Here is a 25,405-nt window from a genome sequence, read left to right as displayed (position 1 = left end):
GCTCGGAGAGCGGATTGGCGCGCCAGCCAAAACAAAAGCGCGCACACCGATGTCGTCGAAAAACCTGCCGCTCGTAGACTTCCCTGCTACGAGGGGCGCCGGAAGCCGTACGACCGCATCGACGCATGGAGGTGCCGAGTACGCTCCTGATGAGCGCAGTGTCGTCTACACTCTTGCCGGCGGCGATGGCCTCGGACGTCAACCTGTCCAGTATAGACGGGCCGTGCCAAGCGAGCGGTGTGGCCGACCGCAAGATCGCTCGCCCGACAGGACGGCTCGTTACCCAGTCTCTGCCATGAGTTCGTCCGGACCAGCGCGGTGACGAACGTGCGCATCAACGCGAACACCGGGTGACCATTTTCTCGCCGAAGTAGAGGCGCTGTCCCCAGCAGATACCGGCCCGCTACTCAAACGAAAATCGAATGCGCTCGACTGTCGTAAATAGCTCATGTAGAATTTGGTGATTAAACACCTAATTTCTGTCTTGCATCTTGTATAATTACCACAACAGCGTTTATGAAAATGTCTTTTTACATGCAAATAGCCAGAACCCTTTAAGTTTGATCTTTTCTCCGGAGAAAGCTGGCGCGTAACACTATCGAACCTGACCGTTCGGAGCTCCGTGTGTCGCACCGTCGCCCGCGCCATCGATCTGCGTCCCCGACGCTGCTGCGTCTCGAAAATCGCGTTCTGTTCGATGCCGCCGCTGCCGTGGCGGCGGATGCGATGGCTGCGCAGGCCGACGATAAGGGCCATTCCGGAGAGGCCGCGACACATGAGGGCCGTGCCGCCCTCGAATCGTCCGCTGAGCTGTCGGCGGCGGCCGGTTTCGAGGCGCGCGAACCGGGAGGGGAAGGCCCCCGCCTCGTCGTCGTCGATGCCGCGAGCCGCGGCCCGGACGCGGCGCAGGCAACCGGGCCGGGACACGAGGTGCTGGTCCTCTCGGCGGGCGAGGACGGCCTCGGCCGGATTGCCGAGTATCTGCGCGGGCGCACCGGCATGGCCGGGATCGAGATCCGGGCCGACGGCGAGGGAGGCACCCTCTCGCTCGGCAACGGCCGGGTCGACTTCAACGCGCTGAGCGCCGAACAGCAGGGCTTGCTCCAGCGCATCGGTGCGACGCTCTCCGACGACGCCGACATCGTGATCGACGCGGACGGTTTCGCAGCCGGTGCCGCGGGCGCATCGGGTGCGGACCGGCTCGCCGCCTTCACCGGCGCGGAGGTTGTCCTGCACGGGGGACAGGATGCGGCGACCCGCCGCGAGATCGTGTTCATCGATCGTCAGCTAACCGACCGCGAGACGCTGCTGAAAGGGCTCGCGCCGAATGCGGAGGCCATCCTGCTCGACGGCGACCGCGACGGCGTCGAGCAGATCGCCGAGGCCTTGCAGGGACGCAGCGGGATCGATGCCGTCCACATCCTGTCCCATGGCGAGGCGGCCTCGCTGCAGATCGGCACCGCCACGCTCGACGCGGACACGATCACCGGGCGCTACGCCGCCGCGCTCGTAGGTCTGCGCACGGCGCTCTCGCCCGATGCCGACCTGCTGATCTACGGCTGCGATTTCGCCGGCGGAGAGGCCGGTGCCCGTGCAGTGGCGTTGCTGAGCGAGGCCACCGGGGCCGACGTGGCCGCCTCGGTCGATCCGACGGGCGCCGCCGCTCTCGGCGGCGATTGGGATCTCGAGCGGCACACCGGCACGGTCGAGGCGCAGCTCGCCGTCGATGAAAGCGCCCGCGCCGCCTATGCCGGCCTGCTCGCCACCGCCGTCAACACCGGGCGCGGCGCGATCATCGCGGCCGTCGGCCAGGGCCTCTACAGCATCGACGTCACGACCGGAAAAGCGACGCTGATCACGACGGCTCCGACCACCCTCCTCGGACTCACGCTCAGCGGAACCCTCAATTCCGTGGCGATCGATCAGGCCAACGGGCTGATCTACTACGCCGACAGCGCCAGTTCGGGCCTCAATCGCGCGCTGTTCGCCTACGATTACGTCAACAACGCGCACATCGTCATCGATAGCGATCTGACGAACAACGGCGCAGGTCTCAGCATCGCGGTCGGATCCACCACCGGCGTCGGCAGCGGTGCCGCCGCCTTCTATAACGGCACGCTTTATCTCGGCATCGAGAACGTCAACGCTCCCGGCACCAACGACCAGATCTACCAGCTCACCTTCACCAATGGCGGGCGTACGCTGGCGTCGGCAGCCACCTTCGGCAGCCAGATCACCACCGCCAACGACTGGGGCGACTTCGCCATCGATCCGAGCGGCACCGGCGTGCTGCTCAGCCTGAGCGGCAACACGATCACGCGCTACAGCCTCGCCTCCGGGGCCGCCAACGGGACCATCCTCGGCACCGTCACGAACGGGGCCAGTGCCAACATCCAGGGCGGCGGCGACATCCTGGGCAACACCTACGTCGTCGGCAACACGATTCAGCAGATCAATCCGGTCACCGGCGCGGTGATCGGCGCGGCCGTCACCATCACCACGAACGGCACCACCGCGCTCACCGGCGTCTCGGACGCGGCGACCTACACGCCGCAGACCGGCTCGATCGGCGACCGGATCTTCGCCGACCGCGATGCGAGCGGAAGCGTCACGGCGGGCGACACGGGCTTTTCCAACGTCACCGTGCAGCTCATCGACGATGTCGATGGCGATGGCGTGGTCGATACGGGCGAGCGCGTCCTGGCGACGGACACCTCGGACGCCGACGGCGCCTATCTCTTCACCGGTGTGTTGCCCGGGCAGTACATCGTCCGGGTCACGGACACGAACGCGGTTCTCGGCAGCGCGGCCTCGACCACGGGCGGAAGCAGCCGCAGCGTCACGCTCGCCGCCATCGGCGCCAGCAACCTCAACGCAGATTTCGGCTACGCGGCGCGCCCGCCCGTCGTCGATCTCAACTCAGCGGTCGCGGCCGATACGCCCAGCAACATCGTTGCCAACGGCACCTTCACCGGCGGCACCACGTCGTGGACGACCTCCGGAAGCACCGCCTACACGTCGACGGTCGGCGGCGGCGGCGTCTACTGGGATGCCGACCGAAGTGCCGGCACCCTGACACAGGCCGGCCTGACGGGCCTGGGCAACGGACCGTCCTCCAACGGCACGGCGCAGCTCATCTTCGGCTTCGGCTGGAACAACTCGTCGCCCGATACCACGGCGGCGGCCGTGCTCGATGTCTCGGTGGGCGGCGTGGTCTACGCCCGGATCAGCACCGGCGTGTCCGGCGGCGCCGCGAGCACCGCAACGGTCACCTACCTGAACGGGGCGAGCGGGAGCCCGGCGACCGTCGCCGCCTCGACCTACCAGGGCTGGACGGCGACCGACATCACCGTGAATCTTCCGACGAGCGTCGCCGACAGCGGCGCGCTGGTCTTTTCCTACAATGCCGGCACCTCCGGCGACGACATCTTCGTCGATACGGTCCGGGTCAACACCTATCCGGCGAGCGCCCGGAACTACGCGACGAGCTACACGGAGAACGGCGCAGGCGTCGCGATCGCCGCGGCGGCAGCCTCGGTCGCCGATCCCGACAGCACCAATCTGCAATCCGCAGCGATCGTGCTGACCAACGCGCAGGCCGGCGACGTGCTGGCGATCGCCGGCACTCTGCCGACCGGCATTTCCGCCGCCACCGATACCAGTGTCGCGGGCCAGATCACGATCAATCTCAGCGGCGGGGCGACGACCGCCGCCTACGCCGCCGCGATCCGGCAGATCCAGTTCTCCTCGACCTCCGACAACCCGGCGACGCTGGCGCGCAACGTCACCGTGACGGTCGACGATGGCGGCCTGACCTCCAACACCGCCACGACCACGATCAGCGTCACCGCCGTGGACGACGCGCCGGTGAACACGCTCCCGGCGGCGTTCGCCGCCAGCGAGGACTCGCCGCTGGCGCTGACCGGCCTGTCGGTCGCCGACGTCGATGCCGGCACCGGTGCCGTGAGCGTCACGCTCAGCGTCAGCAGCGGCAGCCTGAGCGCGGCGACTGCGGGCGGCGTCACCGTCACCGGCTCCGGCACACCGAGCCTCACCCTCAGCGGCACCGTCACGGCGATCAACGCCTATCTCGCCTCGGCCTCAGCCCCGGTCTTCACGCAGAGCCCGGCCGACTTCAACGGCAGCGTCAGCCTGACGATGACGACCAACGATGGCGGCAACACCGGTACGGGCGGTCCGCTCACCGACACCGATGCGAGCACGATCGTCATCGCGCCGGTGGCCGACATCGCGCCCGACACCGCCACCACCAGCGAGGACGTGCCCGTCACCCTCGCCGTGCTCGCCAACGACAGCTTCGAGAACCCCGCACGCGCGATCACCGCCATCAACGGCACGCCAGTCACGGCCGGCGGCGCAGCGGTGAGCGTCGCCAACGGCAGCGTCCGCCTCAACGCCGACGGCACCCTGACCTACACGCCGGCCGCCGACTTCAACGGCGCGACCAGCTTCACCTACACCGTCACCTCCGGCGGCATCACCGAGACGGCCACCGTCAGCGTCACCGTCACCCCCGTCAACGACGCGCCGGTCAACACCCTGCCCGCGAGCTTCACCGGCACCGAGGATACCCCGCTCACCCTCACCGGCCTGGCGGTGGCCGACGTCGATGCCGGCACGGGCGCGCTCAGCGTCACCCTCGGCGTCGCCAGCGGGGCTTTGAGCGCGGCGGCCGCGGGCGGCGTCGGCGTGACCGGCTCCGGCACGGCCACCCTCACGCTCACCGGCACGCTGACCGCCCTCAACGCCTATCTCGCCTCGGCCGCAGCCCCCGTCTTCACCCCGGCTCTCAACGTCAACGGGCCCGTCACGCTGACGATGCTGACGAGCGACGGCGGCAACACCGGTGCCGGCGGTCCGCTCACCGACCTCGACACCAGCACCATCACCCTGGCGCCGGTCAACGACGCGCCGGTCAACACCCTGCCGGCCGCCTTCACCGTCAACGAGGACACGCCGCTCACCCTCAACGGGCTCTCGGTCGCCGACGTCGATGCCGGCACGGGCGCCCTCAGCATCACGCTGAGCGTGGCCAGCGGCGCGCTCAGCGCCACCGCCTCCGGCGGCGTCACCGTCGCCGGCTCCGGCACGGCCAGCCTGACGCTGACCGGCACCGTCACCGCTCTCAACGCCTATCTTGCCTCCGCCGCCGCGCCCGTCTTCACCCCGGCGGCCAACGCCAACGGTCCGGTCGCGCTGACCATGACCACCAGTGACGGCGGCAACACCGGCGCCGGCGGCGCGCTGACGGACACCGACACCGCGACGATCACCGTTGTGCCGGTGAACGACGCGCCGGTACTCGACCTCGACGCCTCGGGCGCCGGCACCGGCTTCTCGGCGACCTACACCGAGAACGGCGCGGGCGTGCCGGTGGCCGACACGGACGTGCTGATCCTCGACGTCGACAACACCACCCTGGCCTCGGCCACGCTGACGATCACCAACGGCCAGGCCGGCGATGTGCTCGCGGCGGCGGGTCTGCCGGCGGGGATTGCGGCGAGCTACGACGCGGCGCGCTTTACTCTGACGCTGACCGGCCCGGCCACCCTGGCGAGCTACCAGTCGGCGCTGGCGGCGGTGCGGTTCTTCTCGACCTCGGACAACCCCGCGACGGCGCCGCGCAGCGTGGCGGTGAGCGTGAGCGACGGGGCGCTGAGTTCGAACGTGGCGGTGGGAACCGTCAACGTGGTGGCGGTCAACGACGCGCCGGTGAACACCCTGCCGGCGACGTTCGCCGGCAGCGAGGACACGCCGCTGGCACTGACGGGCTTGTCGGTGGCCGATATCGATGCCGGCACCGGCGCCGTCAGCGTCACGCTCAGTGTCAGCAGTGGTGCTCTGAGCGCAGCCGCCGCGGGCGGCGTCGCCGTCGCCGGCTCCGGCACCCCGAGCCTCACCCTCAGCGGCAGCATCACCGCGATCAACGCCTATCTTGCGAGTTCTGCGACGCCCGTCTTCACGCCGGTCGCGGACGCCAACGGTCCCGTGACGCTCACGATGCTGACGGATGACGGCGGCAACACCGGCACCGGCACGCCGCTGACCGACACGGACACGAGCACGATCACCCTCGCGCCGGTGGCCGACATCGCGCCCGACACCGCTACCACCAGCGAGGACGTGCCCGTCACCCTCGCGGTGCTCGCCAACGACAGCTTCGAGAACCCAGCCCGCGCGATCACCGCCATCAACGGCAGCCCTGTCACGGCCGGCGGCGCGGCGGTCACCGTTCCCAATGGCAGCGTCCGCCTCAACGCCGACGGCACGCTGACCTACACGCCGGCGGCCGACTTCAACGGCGCGACCAGCTTCACCTACACCGTCACCTCCGGCGGCGTCACCGAGACGGCCTCCGTCAGCGTCACCGTCACGCCGGTCAACGACGCGCCGGTGAACACCCTGCCGGCCAGCTTCACCGGCACCGAGGACACGCCGCTCACCCTCACCGGCCTGGCGGTGGCCGACGTCGATGCCGGCACGGGAGTGCTCAGCGTCAGCCTCAGCGTCGCCAGCGGGGCTTTGAGCGCAGCCAGTGCGGGCGGCGTCGGCGTGGCCGGCTCCGGCACCGCAAACCTGACGCTGACCGGCACCGTCACCGCTCTCAACGCCTACCTCGCCTCGGCCTCCGCCCCCGTCTTCACCCCGGCTCTCAACGTCAACGGGCCCGTCACGCTGACGATGCTGACGAGCGACGGCGGCAACACCGGTGCCGGCGGTCCGCTCACCGACCTCGACACCAGCACCATCACCCTGGCGCCGGTCAACGACGCGCCGGTCAACACCCTGCCGGCCGCCTTCACCGTCAACGAGGACACGCCGCTCACCCTCAACGGGCTCTCGGTCGCCGACGTCGATGCCGGCACGGGCGCCCTCAGCATCACGCTGAGCGTGGCCAGCGGCGCGCTCAGCGCCACCGCCTCCGGCGGCGTCACCGTCGCCGGCTCCGGCACGGCCAGCCTGACGCTGACCGGCACCGTCACCGCTCTCAACGCCTATCTTGCCTCCGCCGCCGCGCCCGTCTTCACCCCGGCGGCCAACGCCAACGGTCCGGTCGCGCTGACCATGACCACCAGTGACGGCGGCAACACCGGCGCCGGCGGCGCGCTGACGGACACCGACACCGCGACGATCACCGTTGTGCCGGTGAACGACGCGCCGGTACTCGACCTCGACGCCTCGGGCGCCGGCACCGGCTTCTCGGCGACCTACACCGAGAACGGCGCGGGCGTGCCGGTGGCCGACACGGACGTGCTGATCCTCGACGTCGACAACACCACCCTGGCCTCGGCCACGCTGACGATCACCAACGGCCAGGCCGGCGATGTGCTCGCGGCGGCGGGTCTGCCGGCGGGGATTGCGGCGAGCTACGACGCGGCGCGCTTTACTCTGACGCTGACCGGCCCGGCCACCCTGGCGAGCTACCAGTCGGCGCTGGCGGCGGTGCGGTTCTTCTCGACCTCGGACAACCCCGCGACGGCGCCGCGCAGCGTGGCGGTGAGCGTGAGCGACGGGGCGCTGAGTTCGAACGTGGCGGTGGGAACCGTCAACGTGGTGGCGGTCAACGACGCGCCGATAAACAGCCTGCCGGCGACGTTTGCCGCTAGCGAGGACACGCCGCTGGCGCTGACGGGCCTGTCGGTGGCCGATCTCGATGCCGGAACCGGCGCCGTCACTGTCACGCTCGGCGTCAGCAGCGGCAGCTTGAGCGCCGCGAGCGCGGGCGGCGTGACGGTCACCGGCTCCGGAACCCCGAGCCTCACCCTCGGCGGCAGCGTCACCGCCATCAACGCCTACCTCGCCTCCGCCGCCGCCCCGGTCTTCACGCAGAGCCCGGCCGACTTCAACGGCAGCGTCAGCCTGACGATGACGACCAACGATGGCGGCAACACCGGCACGGGCGGTCCGCTCACCGACACCGATGCGAGCACGATCGTCATCGCGCCGGTGGCCGACATCGCGCCCGACACCGCCGCCACCAGCGAGGACGTGCCCGTAACCCTCGCCGTGCTCGCCAACGACAGCTTCGAGAACCCAGCCCGCGCGATCACCGCGATCAACGGCAGCCCGATCACGGCCGGCGGCGCGGCGGTCACCGTTCCCAACGGCAGCGTGCGCCTGAACGCCGACGGCACGCTGACCTATACGCCGGCGCCCGACTTCAACGGCCTCGCCAGCTTCACCTACACCGTCACCTCCGGCGGCGTCACCGAGACGGCCACCGTCAGCGTCACCGTCACGCCGGTCAACGACGCGCCGCTGAACACCGTCCCGGGCACGCAGTCCGTGGCCGAGGACACGCCGCTCGCCTTCACCAACGGCGCGTCCGTGCGCGTTGCAGACATCGACGGCGACCTTCTCACCACGACCCTCACCGTCGCCAACGGCACGGCCACCGTCGCCACCGGCGGCGGGGCGGCGATCACCGGAAACGGCGGCGCGACCGTCGTGATCTCCGGCACCGCCGCGCAGATCAACACGGCGCTCGCCGGCCTGACCTACCGCAACACCCCCGACTTCAACGGCGCCGCGCAGATCGTCGTGCAGACCAGCGATGGCGCAGCGACCGACACCGACACCATCGCGCTCCAGGTCACGCCCGTCGCCGACATCGTGCCCGACAGCCTGACCACGAGCGAGGACACGCCGCTCACCGCCAACCTGATCCTCGGCACGGGCGGCGCCAGCGCCGACAGCTTCGAGAATGCGGGCCGCGCCCTGATCGCGGTGACCCAGCCCCCCGCGGGCCAGGGCAGCGTCAGCTTCGCCGCCGACGGGACGATCACCTACACGCCGGCCCCGAACTTCAACGGCGTCACGAGCTTCACCTACACCGTCGCCTCGGGCGGGGTGACCGAGACCGCGACCGTGACGGTCACCGTCACGCCCGTCGACGACGCCCCCGTGAACCTCGTGCCCGGTCCGCAGGTCACGGCGGAGGACATCGCCCGGATCTTCTCGACGGCCAACGGCAACGCGATCAGCGTCGCGGATGTCGACAGCGGCGTTCTCACCGTTGCGATCACCGTCACCAACGGCACGCTCACGCTCTCGGGACTTGCGGGCCTGACCTTCACGACCGGCGACGGCACGGCGGATACGGCGCTCGTCTTCACCGGCACGGCCGCCGCCATCAACGCCGCCCTCGAAGGCGCGGCCTATGCCCCGAACCCGGACTATAACGGCCCGGCCCAGCTCACGATCCAGACCTCCGACGGCACTTTAAGCGACACCGACACGGTCGCGCTCACGATCACGCCGGTGGCCGATATCGCCGCCGACACGGCGGTGACCGACGAGGACAGACCGGTCCTGATCCCGGTTCTCGTCAACGACACCTTCGAGGATACCGGCCGCACCGTCACTGCGGTGAACGGCACCGCCCTGGTCGCGGGCGGCGCGGCGGTCGCCGTCGCCAACGGCAGCGTGACGTTGACGGCGCAGGGCGAATTAATCTTCGGACCGGCCACCGACTTCAACGGCGTCACGAGCTTCACCTACACGGTGAGTGCGGGCGGCGTGACCGAGACGGCGAACGTGCAGGTCGCGGTCGCGGCGATCAACACGCCGCCGGTCAACACCTTGCCCACGGCCTTCGCCACCCGCGAGGATACGGGGCTGGCGCTGACCGGCCTCTCCCTCGCCGACGCGGATGCCGGCACCCGCCTCCTGCGCGTCACGCTGAGCGTGAACACCGGCAGCCTGAGCGCGGTCTCCGCAGCCGGCGTCACGGTCGGCGGCGCGGGCACCGGCACGCTGACCCTCGACGGCACGCTCGCCGCGCTCAACGCCTACCTCGCGGATGCCACCGCGCCGGTCTTCGCCCCGGCGCCGAACGCCACGGCGAGCGTCACCCTGACGATGGCGACGAACGACAACGGCAATACCGGCGGTGCCGCGCTCACCGACATCGACACCGCGACGATCACGATCACGCCCGTCAACGACGCCCCCGCGGGCGCGGACCGGGCCACCACGCTCGCCGAGGACACGACCTACACCTTCTCCGCGGCCGATTTCGGCTTCACCGACCCGGCCGACGACCCCGCCAACGCCCTCGAGGCGGTGATCATCGACACATTGCCGGCGGGCGGCATCCTCGCCCTCGGCGGAACGCCCGTCGCGGTGGGCCAAGTGGTCACGGCGGCGAATCTCGGGCTGCTCACCTTCACGCCCGCGGCGAATGCGAGCGGCAGCTTCGCCTTCGCCTTCCGGGTCCGCGACAATGGCGGTGTGGCCGACGGGGGCCAGGACACCGATCCCACCGCCAACACCGTCACGCTCACGGTGACGCCGGTCAACGATGCGCCGGTCAACACCCTCCCCGCGACCTTCGGGGTCTCCGAGGATGCCGCCCTGCAGCTGACCGGGCTCGCCGTCACCGACGTCGATGCGGGCACCGGCCCCGTGACGGTGACGCTGTCGGTCGACATCGGGACGCTGACCGCGGCCGGCGCCGGGGGCGTGACGGTGGCGGGGTCGGGCACGGGGCGGATCACGCTCGCGGGCACGGTCGGGGCGCTCAACGCCTATCTCGGCGCGGCCTCCGCGCCGACCTACCGGCCGCCGGCCGACTTCAACGGCAGCGTCGGCCTGACCATGGTCACGAACGACGGCGGCAATAGCGGCGCGGGCGACGCCCTGACCGATACCGACGCTGCGACGATCACCGTGACCCCGGTCAACGACGCGCCGGTCGGCGCCGACGCGACCGTCGCCGTCACCGAGGACACGACGCTGCTCGGGCGCCTGCCGGTGGCCACCGATGTCGACGGCGACGCGCTGACTTACGGGCCGGGCAGTCTTTCCCCCGCGAACGGGCAGCTCACCGTCAACCCGGACGGCCGCTTCGTCTTCACCCCGAACCCGAACTTCAGCGGCGCCGACAGCTTCACCTACACGGTCAGCGACGGCACGATCACCCGCACGTACACGGTCACCGTCGCGGTCCTGCCGGTGCACGACGCGCCCGTCGCCCTGCCCGACAGCGCGGCCACGGATGCCGGCACCCCGGTCGCCGCCAACCTCGTCCTCAACGACAGCGATGCGGATGCCGACCGGCTCACCATCGTCGCGGTCGACGGCGCGACCGGCAACGTCGGGGCGATGGTGGCGGGCTCGGGCGGGGGCATGTTCCTCATCGCCGCCGACGGCACCGCCCGCTTCGATCCGGGGGGAGCCTTCGCCGACCTGCCCGAGGGGGCGACCCGCGTCAGCACGGTGACGTACCGCGTCGCCGATCCGTCGGGCGCGACCAGCGAGGCGGCCTTCACGGTCACCGTGACCGGCCGCAACGATGCGCCGGTGTCGGTCCCGATCCCCGACCAAGTTGCGCAGGACGGCGCCGGCTTCACCCTGCCGCTTGCCGGTAACTTCACCGATCCCGACAGCGGCGCGACACTGATCTTCTCGGCCACCGGCCTGCCGCCGGGGCTCGCCATCGATCCCGCGACCGGCACGATCAGCGGCACGCTGGCCGCGAACGCGAGCGTCGCGGCGCCCTATGCGGTGACCGTCACCGCCACCGATTCCGCGGGGCTCACGACCAGCCGCGCCTTCACCCTCACCGTGACGAACCCGGCACCCGTCGCGGCCGACGACGCCGTCACCACGGCCCAGAATACAGCCGTCGCCGGATCGGTTCTGGCCGACAACGGCGCGGGCGCCGACAGGGACCCCGACGGGGACGCGCTGACCGTCACCGCGGTCAACGGCGCCTCGGCCCTCGTCGGCGTTGCGGTCGCGGGCTCGGCCGGCGGCACGTTCGTCATCGGCTCCGGCGGCGCCTTCGGTTTCGTGCCGGATGCGAGCTTCGCCGACCTCGGTGCCGGCGAGACCCGCGCCACCCGCGCCACCTACACGATCTCCGACGGCCAGGGCGGGACGGCGAGCGCGACGCTCACCGTCACCGTCACCGGCGTGAACGACGCGCCCGTGGTGCGGGACGATGTCTTCGCCACGATCGAGGAGCAGCCGGTCACCTTCGATCCGCGCGCCAACGATGCGGATGCCGAGAACGATCCGCTGACGATCACGGCGGTCGCCGGACAGGCGATCCTCCCGGGCGGGACGGTTGCCGTGGCGGGCGGAGCCGCCACCCTGAATCCGGACGGCACGCTGACCTTCGTGCCCGGCGCCAACGTCAACGGCCCGGTCTCCTTCAGCTACACCGTCTCGGACGGCCGGGGCGGCAGCGCCACCGCGATCGTCAGCGGCAGCATCGCCCCGGTCAACGACGCGCCGGTCGCGGTTGCCGACAGCTTCGTCACGGCGGAAGATACGGCGGCCGTCGTCGCGGTCCTCGGCAACGACGGCGACGTGGACGGCGACCCGCTCGCCGTCATCGCGGTCAACGGCCAAGCCATCACCGCGGGCAGCGCGGTCACGATCCCCGGCGGCACGGTCGCGCTGAACGGAGACGGCACGCTCCTCTTCACGCCGGCCGCGAATGTCAACGGCCCCGTCAGCTTCACCTACACGGTGTCGGACGGCCAGGGCGGCACGGCGAGCGCGACCGTGACCGGCTCCGTGACCCCGGTCCAGGACGCGCCGGTGGCAGGCGCCGACAGCTTCATCGGGCGCGAGGATACGCCCTCGCTGATCGCCGTGCTCGGCAATGACGGCGACGTGGACGGCGATCCGCTCACGGTCACCGCGATCGATGGGACGGCCGTGGCGCCCGGCGGCTCGGTCGCGGTCGCCAACGGCAGCGTGAGGCTGAACCCGGACAACACCCTCGTCTTCACGCCGAACCTCGATTTCAACGGGCCCGTCGGCTTCAGCTACACCGTGTCGGATGGGCAGGGCGGCCTCGCCACGGCGACCGTCAGCGGCAGCATCGCCCCCGTCAACGACGCCCCGGTGCTCGGCGACGACAGCTTCACGGTCGCCGAGGACGGCAGTGTCACCTTCGAGGTGCGCCTGAACGACAGCGACCCCGATGGCGACGCGCTCGGCCTGATCCAGATCAACGGCGCCTTCATCGCCGCCGGCGGCTCGATCGCCGTGGCGGGCGGCACGGTGACCCTGAACCCGGACGGCACCCTCACCTTCGTGCCGCTGCCGAACGTCAACGGCCCCGTCAGCTTCGCCTACGCCCTCTCGGACGGGAACGGCGGCACGGCCAGCGCCACGGTGACGGGCGTCGTGACGCCGGTCAACGACGCGCCGGTCGCGGTCGCCGACAGCTTCACCGGCACCGAGGATACGCCCTCGACCATCGCCGTGCTGACCAATGACGGCGACGTGGACGGCGACCCGCTCACGATCACCGCGATCAACGGGACGGCCATCGCGCCCGGCAGCTCGGTCGCCGTGGTCGCCGGCACCGTCACGCTGAACCTCGACGGCACGCTCACCTTCGTGCCGAACGCCGACTTCAACGGACCCGTCGGCTTCACCTACACCGTTTCGGACGGCCAGGGCGGCCTCGCCACGGCCGCGGTCTCCGGCAGCGTCAGTCCCGTCAACGACCTGCCGGTCGCCGCGGATGCGAGCGTCGCGACGAACGAGGACGCGGCACTCGTCGGCCAACTCCCCGCTGCGACCGACGCGGACAACGACGGGATCACCTACGCGGCCGGCACCACGAGTCCGGCGAGCGGCCGCGTCACGATCAACCCGGACGGCACCTTCACCTACACGCCGAACGCCGATGTCAGCGGTACCGATCGCTTCAGCTACGTCGTCAGTGACGGGCGGGGCGGCACGAACGAATACTACGTCACGGTGGCGATCGCGCCGGTCAACGATGCACCGGTCTCGACCCCCCTGCCCGACCGCATGCGGATCGACGGCCAGACCGTCAGCTTCGACGCCTCCGCCTTCTTCAGCGACGTGGACGGCGACCGCCTGAGCTTCTCGGCCGTCGGCCTGCCCCCGGGTCTGACGATCTCGCCGGCAGGCCTCGTCTCGGGCACGATCGACCGCAACGCCAGCCAGGGCGGCCCCTCGGGCAACGGGACCTACACGGTGACCGTGACCGCCGATGACGGGCGCGGCGGCACCGCCGCCCGCAGCTACGCCGTCGTTGTGACGAATCCGAGCCCGATCGCGGTCAACGATGCGGTCGTCACCAGCGAGGACACGCCCGTCACCCTCAACGTGCTCGACGGCACCGCAAGCGGCGGCACGCCCGATCGCGATCCCGACGGAGATCCCCTCCGGGTGGTCTCCGCGAGCGCCGGCCACGGCACCGTGCTGATCGGCCAGGATGGCGCCATCACCTACGCGCCGAGCGCGAATTTCAACGGCACCGACACGATCGTCTACACCCTCTCCGACGGTCAGGGCGGTACGGCGAGCGCCGTCGTCACGGTCACGGTCCTGCCCGTGAACGACGCGCCTCTCGGCGCGCCGATTGCCGACCGCACCCGCAACGACGGCGACATCGACAACATCAATGCCGGCGCCTTCTTCAGCGACGCGGAGGGCCAGGCGCTCACCTTCTCGGCGGCGGGGCTGCCGCCGGGCCTGACCATCGATGCCGCGACGGGCCGCATCACCGGCCGCCTCTCGGCAGACGCCTCCGGCCCCACCGGTACCGCGACCTACACGGTCAGCGTCACCGCCCGCGATCCCGACGGCGCCGCGGCGACCGTGCGCTTTGCCTACACCGTTCTCAACCTGCCGCCACAGGCGCGCGACGACGTCGCCACCACGGTCGAGGACACAGCCGTCGACGTGCCGATCCTGGCCAACGACACCGACCCGGACGGCGACACCGATCGCGTCATCGCAGTCAACAACATCGTGCTGACGGTCGGCGGCCCGGCCGTGGACACGGCCAACGGCAGCGTCCGCCTCGTCCTCGACATCAACGGCAACGAGGTGCTGCGCTTCACCCCCGATCCGGACTTCAACGGCCAGGAATCCCTCACCTACACCATCATCGACGGCAACGGCGGCACCGACACCGCGACCCTGACGATCACGGTCACGCCCGCCAACGACACGCCGCAGACGCTCGCCCCGATCCCCGATCGGGTTCGGGCCGACGGCCAGAGCTTCACCTACGATCTGGCCGACTTCTTCCGCGATCCCGACGGCGACGCCCTGCGCTTCACCGCCACCGGCCTGCCCGCCGGGCTCAGCGTCGATCCGGCCACCGGCTTCCTCAGCGGCACGATCGACCGCAACGCGAGCCAGGGCGGGGTGGGCGGCACCTACACCGTCCTCGTCACCGCCACCGATCCGGGCGGTCAGGCCATCAGCCAGAGCTTCGCGCTGACGGTCACGAACCCCGCGCCCGTCGCCAGCAACGACACGATCACGACGACGGAGGACGTGCCCGTCAGCTTCGATGTCCTCGCGGACGACAGCGATCCGGACGGCGATCCGCTGACCATCGTCGCGGCGAATGCCGGGCGGGGCAGCGTCTCCGTCCTGGGCGGTGTCATCACCTACCTGCCGCCCGCAGACTTCAGCGGCATCGATACGGTGGTCTACACCATCTCCGACGGCAACGGCGGCATCGCCAGCGCGACGCTGACGATCGTGGTGAACCCCGCCAACGATGCGCCCATCGCGACCGGCACCATCGCCGACCTGATCGACAACGACGGGCAGGAACTGCGCGGCGGCAATGCCGTCAACCTCTCGGTGTACTTCGCAGATCCGGACGGGGATCCGCTGACGTACACCGCCGCGAACCTGCCGCCGGGCCTCTCGATCGACCCCGGTACCGGCATCGTCTCGGGCATGATCACGAGCGGAGCGTCGGGCCCCGAGGGTGGGCGGGCCTACACGGTCACGGTCACGGCGAGCGACAGCGGCGCCGTCGGTGCGCCCGCGGCGACCCAGACCTTCACGTGGTTCATCGACAACATCCCGCCGACCGCCTTCTCCGACCAGCTGACCGTCTCGGAGGATGTCGGCGCGGCCCTCGGCAACGTGCTGGCCAACGATACCGACCCGGACGGCGACGGCTTCGCGGTCTCGGCGGTGAACGGTCTCGCCGTGGTGGCCGGCACACCGGTCACGGTGACAGGTTCGGCGGGCGGCCTCTTCACGGTCGGCGCCGACGGCGGGTACACGTTCACCGCCGGCACCGCCTTCGCCGACCTCCAGGCCGGCGAAACCCGCGCCACCAGCATCGTCTACACCCTGCGCGACGACAACGGGGGCCTCGACACCGCGACGCTGACCGTCCTGGTCACGGGCGTGAACGACGCGCCCGCGGCCGGCCCGATCCCGGCCTATGTCCGGGCGGACGGCGACGATCTCACCGTCGATCCCTTGAGCGTCGCCGTCTTCTTCACCGATCCGGAGGGCGATGCCCTCACGTTCAGCGCGACGGGCCTCCCGGCCGGGCTGAGAATGAACCCGGACGGATCGCTCACCGGCACGATCGCGAACGATGCCAGCCGCGGCGGACCGCTCGGCAACGGGACCTACACCGTCACCGTCACGGCGTCGGACGGCGGCGCGCTGACGACGGCGAATTTCGTCCTCAACGTCACCAACCCGGCTCCGACCGCAGTCAACGACGCGATCGCGACCCTGGAGGACACGCCGATCAACATCGACGTGGTCGCCAACGACAGCGATCCCGATGGCGACACGCTCTTCGTCGATCCGGCCTTCCCGCCGCTGGCCGGCAACGGCACCGTCGGCATCAACCCCGATGGCACCCTGCGCTACACGCCCAACGCGAACTACAGCGGCATCGACACGATCGTCTACCGGGTGAGCGACGGTCAGGGCGGTCTCTCGACCGCGGTCGTCAACGTCTCGGTCGGCGCCGTCAACGACGCGCCGATCGCGGCCGCGCCGATCCCGGACGCCGTGCGCAACGACGGCGACAGCGTGACCTTCGACCTCTCCAACACCTTCCGCGACCCGGAGGGCGAGCGGCTGACCTTCACGGCAACGGGTCTGCCGCCGGGCCTGACGATCTCGCCGGCCGGCATCGTCTCCGGCCAGATCCTGCCCGGCGCCTCCGGGCCGACGGGCACGCGCGACTACCTCGTCACCGTCACCGCCATGGACAGCCAGGGCGGCATGGCCTCGAGCCAGTTCGTCTACACGGTCAACAACCTGACGCCGCAGGCGCAGAACGACATCGTTCTCAATGCGGTCGAGGATACGCCCGTCAACGTCGATGTCCTGGGCAACGACCTCGATCCCGACGGCGACACCAACGTGGTGATCCGGGTCGAGAACGTGACGCTGGTGGTCGGCGGCCCGGCGGTGTCGACGGCGAACGGCACGGTGCAGCTCGTCAACGGCACCGTCGGCCGCCCGGTCCTGCGCTTCACGCCGAACGCGAACTTCAACGGGACGGAATCCTTCACCTACACGATCGACGACGGCAATGCCGGCACCGACACGGCGACCGTCGCCATCGTGGTCGCGCCGGTCAACGACGTACCGACCGTGAGCCCCATCCCCGACCGCGTCCGCTCGGACGGGGAAAGCGTCAACTTCGACGTGTCCGGCTTCTTCGCCGACATCGACGGGGACGGCCTCACCTTCACGGCGCCAGCGCTGCCCCCCGGCCTGAGCCTCAACCCGGCCGGCGTGATCTCCGGAACGCTGACCGCGGATGCCTCTCAGGGCAGCCCTTACCTCATCACGGTCACGGCCACCGATCCCAGCGGCGCCGGCACTTCCTCGACCTTCGCCTTCACGGTCCTCAACCCGGCGCCGGTGGCGCTCAACGACACGGTCGCTACGAGCGAGGACACGCCGGTCACCTTCAACCCGCTGACCGGGGCCGGGACCGTGAGCGGTGCTGCGGGTGTCGATACGGATCGGGACGGCGACGCGCTCGCGATCGTCCGCATCGACGGCCAGGCGATCGCAACGGGGCAGACCGTCTCCGTGGCCGACGGCACGGTGACGCTCAATCCCGACGGCGGCCTGACCTTCCGCCCCAATGCGGATTTCAATGGCACCACCACGCTGACCTACGCGATCCGGGATGCCGACGGCGCTATGGCGGATGCGGCGGTGAGCATCAGCGTCGCGGCCGTGAACGACGCGCCGGTGATCGACCTCGACCCGACGACGCCCGGCCTCGGCAGCACGGCCGTCTTCACCGAGGGCGGCGGCCCTGTCGCGATCGCGGCCGGTGTCGGCATCGCGGACGCGGAGAACGACGTCTTCGCCCTTCTGCTCACCATCGGCGGCGAAGCGGCGGATGCGGGCAGCGAAATCCTGCACCTCAACGGGCTGGTGGACATCGTCCGCGCGACGCCGTCGGCCGGCACGATCGCTTTCGGCGGTAGCACGCTCAGCTACGCCTACGACGGTGCCGGCACCCTCACGCTGCAGAACGCCGCGGGCGTCGGCACGCCGCTGCCCACGGGCACCCTGCGCGCCTTCGTGGCGGCGCTGCGCTACGAGAACGTCAGCGACAACCCGACGCTGGGTGCCCGCACCTTCAGCTTCAGCGTGGCCGATACCGCCGGCAACCTGTCCGCGGCCGCCCAGGCGGTGGTGACGGTCGTGCCGGTCAACGACGCACCGCTCGCCGCCGACGATGCCGGCGCGACGGGCGAGGACGGGCCGATCCTGGCCGGCGCCTCCGTGCTCAGCAACGACCGCGACCCCGAGGGCGCGGCGCTCACGGTGGTCGCCGTGGCCGGCACGCCCGCCGGCGTCGGAACAGGCGTCGCCGGCTCGGCCGGCGGCGTGTTCCTCGTTCGGGCCGACGGCACCTACGACTTCGATCCGGGGATCGCCTTCCAGGATCTGCAGGCCGGCGAGAGCCGCGCCACGAGCATCACCTATACCGTGGCCGACCCGAGCGGCGCCCTCGCCTCGGCGACGCTCACCGTTACCGTCACGGGCGCGAACGACGCACCCTCGGCCGCCGACCTCAGCGTCACGACGGCGGAGGACCAGGCTATGGCAGCCCCGCTGCCGTCAGCCTTCGATGCCGACGGCGACACCCTCGTCTACGCGGAGGCGTCGCAGCCCACGAACGGCACGGTGGCGATCAGCAGCACCGGCAGCTTCACCTACACCCCGAACCCGGATTTCACCGGCCTCGACAGCTTCACCTACTCGGTCAGCGACGGCATCGCGACCACGACCTACACGGTCACCGTCACCGTGACGCCGGTCAACGACGCACCCGTGGCCGGGCCGATCCCGGACCAGGCGTTCACGGATGCGCAGGCCGTCGGCCTCGACGTGTCGGACGCCTTCACCGACATCGACGGCGATGCCCTGACCTTCTCCCTGACCGGCCAGCCCGCGGGCCTCACCATCGATCCCGCCACGGGCGTGATCCGCGGCATCGTGGACCGGTCCGCCTCGCAGGTGAATGGCGGCGCCTACACGGTCACGGTGACGGCGCGGGATCCCTCGGGCACGACGGCCGCGCGGACCTTCGGCCTTCAGATCACCAACCCCGCGCCGGTCGCGGAGAGCGACGCGTTCGCGGCGGTGCAGGACGGCACGGTCACGGGCTCCGTCCTCGCCGACAACGGCGCCGGCCCCGATCGCGACCCCGACGGCGACCCGCTCAGCGTCGTCGCGGTGGACGGTACGACCGGCGGCGTCGGCAGCCCCCTCGCGGGCTCGGCGGGCGGCCAGTTCACGATCCTGCCCGGCGGCGGCTTCACCTTCGCCGCGGGCAACGACTTCGACGACCTGCCCGCAGGCGTCACCCGCGTCACCAGCATCGACTACACGATTTCGGACGGCCAGAACGGCACCGCGACCGCCGTGCTCAGCGTCACGGTCACGGGCGTGAACGACGCGCCCGTGGGCGCCGATGCCAGCATTGCCGTGACCGAGGACACGCCCGCGAGCGGCATCCTTCCGCGCGCCACCGACATCGATGGGGAGCCGCTGACCTACGCCCTGGCCGCCGCGCCCGCCAACGGCACGGTCTCGATCGATCCGGCCGGCACCTACACCTATACACCGGCGCCCAACTTCAACGGGCCGGACAGCTTCACCTACACGGTGAGCGACGGCACGAGCGCCGTGACCTACACGGTTTCGGTCAGCGTCGGCGCGGTCAACGACGCGCCCGTTGCGGGGGCCGACAGCTTCCTCACCGCCGAGGAAGCGGCTGTGACGGTCGCGGTGCTGGGGAACGACCGCGACATCGACGGCAACCCGCTCGCGGTCACCCAGATCAACGGCGCCGCGATCCTGCCCAGCGGCTCGGTCGCCGTCGGGGCCGGCACGGTCACGCTCGGGCTGGACGGCACCCTGCTGTTCACGCCGACGGCGAATTTCAACGGCGCCGTCTCCTTCACCTACACGGTCTCCGACGGTCAGGGCGGGACGGCGCAGGGTCTCGTCACCGGCACCGTCACCGCGGTCAACGACGCGCCGCTCGCCGCCGACGACGCGGCCGTGACCGGCCAGGACGCGGCCGTCAGCGGCAACGTGATCCTCGACGCGCCGGGCACGGACACGGACGTCGACGGGGACGTCCTCACCGTGGTCGGCGTCGGCGCGGCCTCGGGCGGGGTCGGCACGGCGGTGGCGGGCAGCAACGGCGGCACGTTCACGATCCAGGCGGGCGGCGCCTTCCAGTTCGATCCCGCCGCGGATTTCGCCGACCTGCCCGCGGGGCAGTCGCGCACCACGAGCGTGACCTACACGGTCTCGGACGGGGCCGGAGGCCTCGCCAGCGCCACCCTCACCGTCCGGGTCGACGGGGCGAACGACGCGCCCGAGGCCGACGCCCTGCCGCCGCTCATGGGGGCGGACGGCGCCCCCGTCAGCCTCGCCCTCGGCGCGGCCTTCCGCGATGTCGACGGCGACGCGCTCACCTTCGCGGCGGCCGGGCTGCCGCCCGGGCTCGGCATCGATCCCCTCACCGGCGCGGTCACCGGCACGCTCTCTGCCAGCGCGTCCGGCCCGACGGGCAGCGCGACCTACCGGATCACGGTCACCGCGACCGATCCCGCGGGGGCCGTGGTGAGCCGCAGCTTCGACTGGATGATCGTCAACCCCGCACCCGTCGCGGCGGACGACGCCATCACCACCAGCGAAGACCTCGCCGTGTCCGGCAGCGTGGCGCTCGACAACGGCGCCGGCCCGGACATCGACCCCGACGGCGATCCGCTGAGCTACGTCCTCGTCGCGGGGCTGGCCAACGGCAGCCTCGTCCTCGCGGCGGACGGACGCTTCACCTACACCCCGGCCGCCGATTTCAACGGGATCGACCGCTTCACCTACCGGGTCTCCGACGGGAACGGCGGCACGAGCCTCGCGACCGTCACGCTCACGGTGGCGCCCGTCAACGACGCGCCGGTCGCCGCGGCCGACGGCTTCGCGGTGGCCGAAGACGGAACCGCGACCATCGCGGTGCTCGGCAACGACACCGACATCGACGGCGATCCGCTCACCGTCACCGCCATCGACGGCACCGCAGTGGCGCCCGGCGGCAGCGTCGCCGTCCAGGGCGGCACGGTGACCCTGAACCCGGACGGCACGCTCACCTTCGCGGCGGCACCGGACTTCTTCGGCCCGGCGGCCTTCGGCTACACCGTCTCCGACGGCACGACCACGACCCCGGGGCAGGTCGCCGGCACCGTCGGCGCCGTCAACGACGCGCCGGTCAACGGGCTGCCGCCGAGCTTCACCGCGCTCGAGGACACGCCGCTCGTCCTCGCCGGCCTCTCGGTCGCGGATGTCGATGCGGGTCCGCTCACGCTCACGCTGAGCGTCGATGCCGGGCGCCTCGACGCGGCCCCGGCGGGCGGCGTGACGGTCGCGGGCAGCGGCACCGGCACGCTGACCCTCAGCGGCTCCCGCGACGCGCTCAACGCCTACCTCGCCGCCACGGCACCGGTCTTCACGCCGCCCGCGAACGCCACCGATCCGGTCACGCTGGTGATGCGGACCCTGGACGACGGCAGCGGCGGCGCCGGCGGCCCCTTGAGCGACGCCGACACCGCATCGATCCTGATCGACCCGGTCAACGACCTGCCCGCGACCGCGAATCTCGCGCTCGCGACCGACGAGGATCAGCCCGTGGCGGGAGCGATCCCCGCCAGCGATGTCGACGGCGACGCTCTGACCTTCGCCCTGCTGGCGCAGCCCGCCAACGGCACGGTCCGGCTCGACCCGGACGGCAGCTTCGTCTTCAAGCCGAACCCGGATTTCAGCGGAACCGAGACCTTCCAGGTTCGCGTCAGCGACGGCCAGGGCGGGGTCGCCGTCGCGACGGTCACCGTCGCGGTGCGGGCGGTGAACGACGCGCCGGTCGGAGCCCCGCTCGCCACGGCGACCCTGGAAGACACGCCCGTCAGCGGCACCCTGCCCCCCGCCTTCGATCCGGAGGGGGCGGCGATCGCCTACGCCCTCGGCACCGGGCCGGCCAACGGCATCGCCACGGTCACGCCGGACGGACGCTTCACCTACGTGCCGAACCCGGACTTCAACGGCAGCGACAGCTTCGCCTACACCGTCTCGGACGGCAGCCTCACGAGCACCTACACCGTCACGGTGGCCGTCGGCGCGGTGAATGACGTGCCGGCAGCGGCGGGGGACGGCTTCGTCGTGGCTGAGGACACGCCAACCCTCCTGCCGGTGCTCGCCAACGACCGCGACATCGACGGCGACCCGCTCACGATCACCGCCATCGACGGCCGAGCGATCCTCGCGGGCGGCCCCGCCGTCGCGGTGGCCGGCGGCAGCGTGAGCCTGAGGGCGGACGGCCAACTCCTGTTCACGCCCGCGCCCGACTTCAACGGCCCGGTCGGCTTCAGCTACACCGTCTCCGACGGCCAGGGCGGCATTGCCACGGCGCTGGTGGCGGGCAGCGTCACGCCGGTCAACGACGCGCCGGTCGCAGGGGCTGACACTTTCGCCGGCACCGAGGAGACGCCCGCGATCCTCGCGGTGCTCGCCAACGACGGCGATGTCGAGGGCAGCGCGCTCAGCATCACGGCCATCGACGGGCAGGCGATCCTGCCCGGCGGCTCGGTCGCGGTGGCGGCCGGCATCGTGACCCTGAACCCGGACGGCACGCTCACCCTCGTGCCGGCGGCCAACCTCAACGGCCCTGTCTCGTTCACCTATACCGTCTCGGACGGTCAGGGCGGCGCGACCACGGCCGTCGTCAGCGGTGTGCTCGCGGCGGTCAACGATGCGCCCGTGCTCGGCCCGGACAGCTTCAGCGTGACCGAGGATACTCCGGTCTTGCTGGCGCCGCTGGCCAACGACCGCGACGTGGACGGCGATCCGCTGACGATCACCGCCATCGATGGGCAGGCGATCCTGCCCGGCGGCTCCGTCGCGGTCGTGGGCGGCATCGTACGGCTGAACGGCGACGGTACCCTGCTGTTCACGCCCGCGGCCGACGTCAACGGCCCCGTCTCCTTCAGCTACACCGTCTCCGACGGCCAGGGCGGCACGGCGACGGCGGCGTTCAGCGGCGGCGTGGCGGCCGTCAACGATGCTCCCGTTGCCGGGCCGGACAGCTTTGCCGGCACCGAAGATACGCCCGCGATCCTCGCGGTGCTGGCCAACGACGGCGACGTGGACGGCGATCCGCTGACGGTCACCGCCATCGACGGGCAGGCGATCCTGCCCGGCGGCTCGGTCGCGGTGGCGGCGGGCACGGTGACCCTGAACCCGGACGGCACCCTCACCTTCGTGCCGGCGCCGAACGCCAACGGCCCCGTCAGCTTCACCTACACCGTCTCGGACGGCGCGGGGGGCCTCACCACGACCGCGATCAGCGGCACGCTTGCAGCCGTCAATGATGCGCCCGTGCTCGGCCCGGACACCTTCAGCGCGACCGAGGACACGCCGATCCTGCTGGCGCCGCTGGCCAACGACAGCGACGTGGACGGCGATCCGCTGACGATCACCGCCATCGACGGACGGGCGATCCTGCCCGGCGGCTCCGTCGCGGTCGTGGGCGGCATCGTACGGCTGAACGGCGACGGTACCCTGCTGTTCACGCCCGCGGCCGACGTCAGCGGCCCGATCGGCTTCCGCTACACCGTCTCCGACGGTCAGGGCGGCTTCGCCACGGCGGCGTTCGACGGCAACGTGGCGGCGGTCAACGACGCCCCGGTCGCAGGCGCCGACGGGTTCATCATGGCCGAGGACGGCACCGTCGTCATCGACGTGCTCGGCAACGACCGCGACGCCGACGGCGATCCCCTCGCCGTCACGGCGGTCAACGGCATCCCCCTGGCGGCGGGCGGGGCGGTGGTGGTGGCGGGCGGCAGCGTCCGGCTCGCGGCGGACGGCACCCTCGTCTTCACGCCCGCGCCGGACTTCAACGGCACGGTCGGCTTCGCCTACACGGTGACGGACGGACGGGGCGGCAGCGCCTCCGGATCGGTGCTCGGCACGATCGCGCCGGTGCCGGACGCGCCCGTCGCCGCGGACGACGTCTTCCTCGGCGTCGAGAACGGCGTCTCGGTCATCCCGGTTCTGGCCAACGACCGGGACGCGGACGGCGATCCGCTCACGGTCACGGCGGTGGACGGTCAGGCGATCGCACCCGGCTTCTCCGTCGCGGTGGCGGGCGGACGCGTCACCCTGAATGCGGACGGTAGCCTGAGTTTCGCGGCGACCCCCGGCTTCACCGGCGCGACGAGCTTCACCTACGCCGTCTCGGACGGCCAGGGCGGCAGCGCCACCGCCACGGTCCGGGGGACGATCGCGCCGTTCCAGGCCGGGGACAACGTCTTCCGCGACCGCGGCGACGAAAGCCGGGAGCGGCTGTTCTACGGCACGGGCTGGATCGTCGAGGCGGTGCCGCTGCCGGTCGCGCTGCCCTGCCCCGAGGTGGGAGCGCTGCGGATCCTGCCCCACGTCATCGAGCATGCCCGCTTCCGCTACGGCACGGGCTTCCCCCTCGCCGACGCCGTGCCGCGGCATGCGCCCAGAGCCGCGATCGACATCCTGCACGAGGGCCGTCCCCTCTGCACGAGCCTGCGGATCGAGCCGGAGATCGTGGCGCCGCTCCAGGCCCTGCGGGTCTGGAGCGGACCGCTGCCGCCGATCGCGCTGCCGGCCTTCCCCACGCCCATCCCCGCGCCCATCCCCGCGCCCGTCCCTCTGCCCGAGCCGACTCCGCCGCGTGACGAAGCGGGAACGCCCGCCGAGCACCCGCTCCTTCTGATGCGCAGGGGCGAAGCGGCGCACGCCGACTGGATGTTCCGGGACAACCCGGCCGAGCCCTCCGCCGCCTCCCGTGAGGCGAGCGCAGCGGGGTTCGATTCGGGCTTCAACCCGGGCCTCGCCCAGAAACTCCGCGGCTTCGCGAGCCGGTTCGAGCGCGGTCAGGACCGCCTCGAAGCCGCCTTCGCGGAGCTTCCGCACCCCGACCTCACCCACTCCCATCGCGACATCCAGGCCGAGGCCGACCGCTCATGATCCGCCGCTCCGCTCGTCCTCCCCTGAACAGCCGCGGCGGATGCCGGCCCCTGCGGCCCGGCCGACTTGT

Annotated in this window: 1 protein-coding gene; it reads left to right on the top strand. The window is 71.4% G+C overall.

Features of this window, described 5'->3' with window-relative positions:
- Positions 1 to 726 precede the first annotated feature (726 nt).
- Positions 727 to 25,335, top strand: a complete 24,609-nt coding sequence (locus ACPCJR_RS21885; protein WP_391514922.1) for an Ig-like domain-containing protein — start codon at positions 727 to 729, stop codon at positions 25,333 to 25,335.
- The last annotated feature ends 70 nt before the right edge of the window (positions 25,336 to 25,405 follow it).

Source organism: Methylobacterium sp. NPDC097929, assembly GCF_049543375.1.
Taxonomy (GTDB): Bacteria; Pseudomonadota; Alphaproteobacteria; order Rhizobiales; family Beijerinckiaceae; genus Methylobacterium.
The sequence above is the reverse complement of the archived record's forward strand: the minus strand, read 5'-3'. Positions and strand labels throughout refer to the sequence as shown.

What these genes read in the sequence shown, in the direction of transcription:
- ACPCJR_RS21885 (WP_391514922.1), top strand. Translation starts at nt 727, where the DNA reads ATGGCTGCGCAGGCCGACGATAAGGGCCATTCCGGAGAGGCCGCGACA.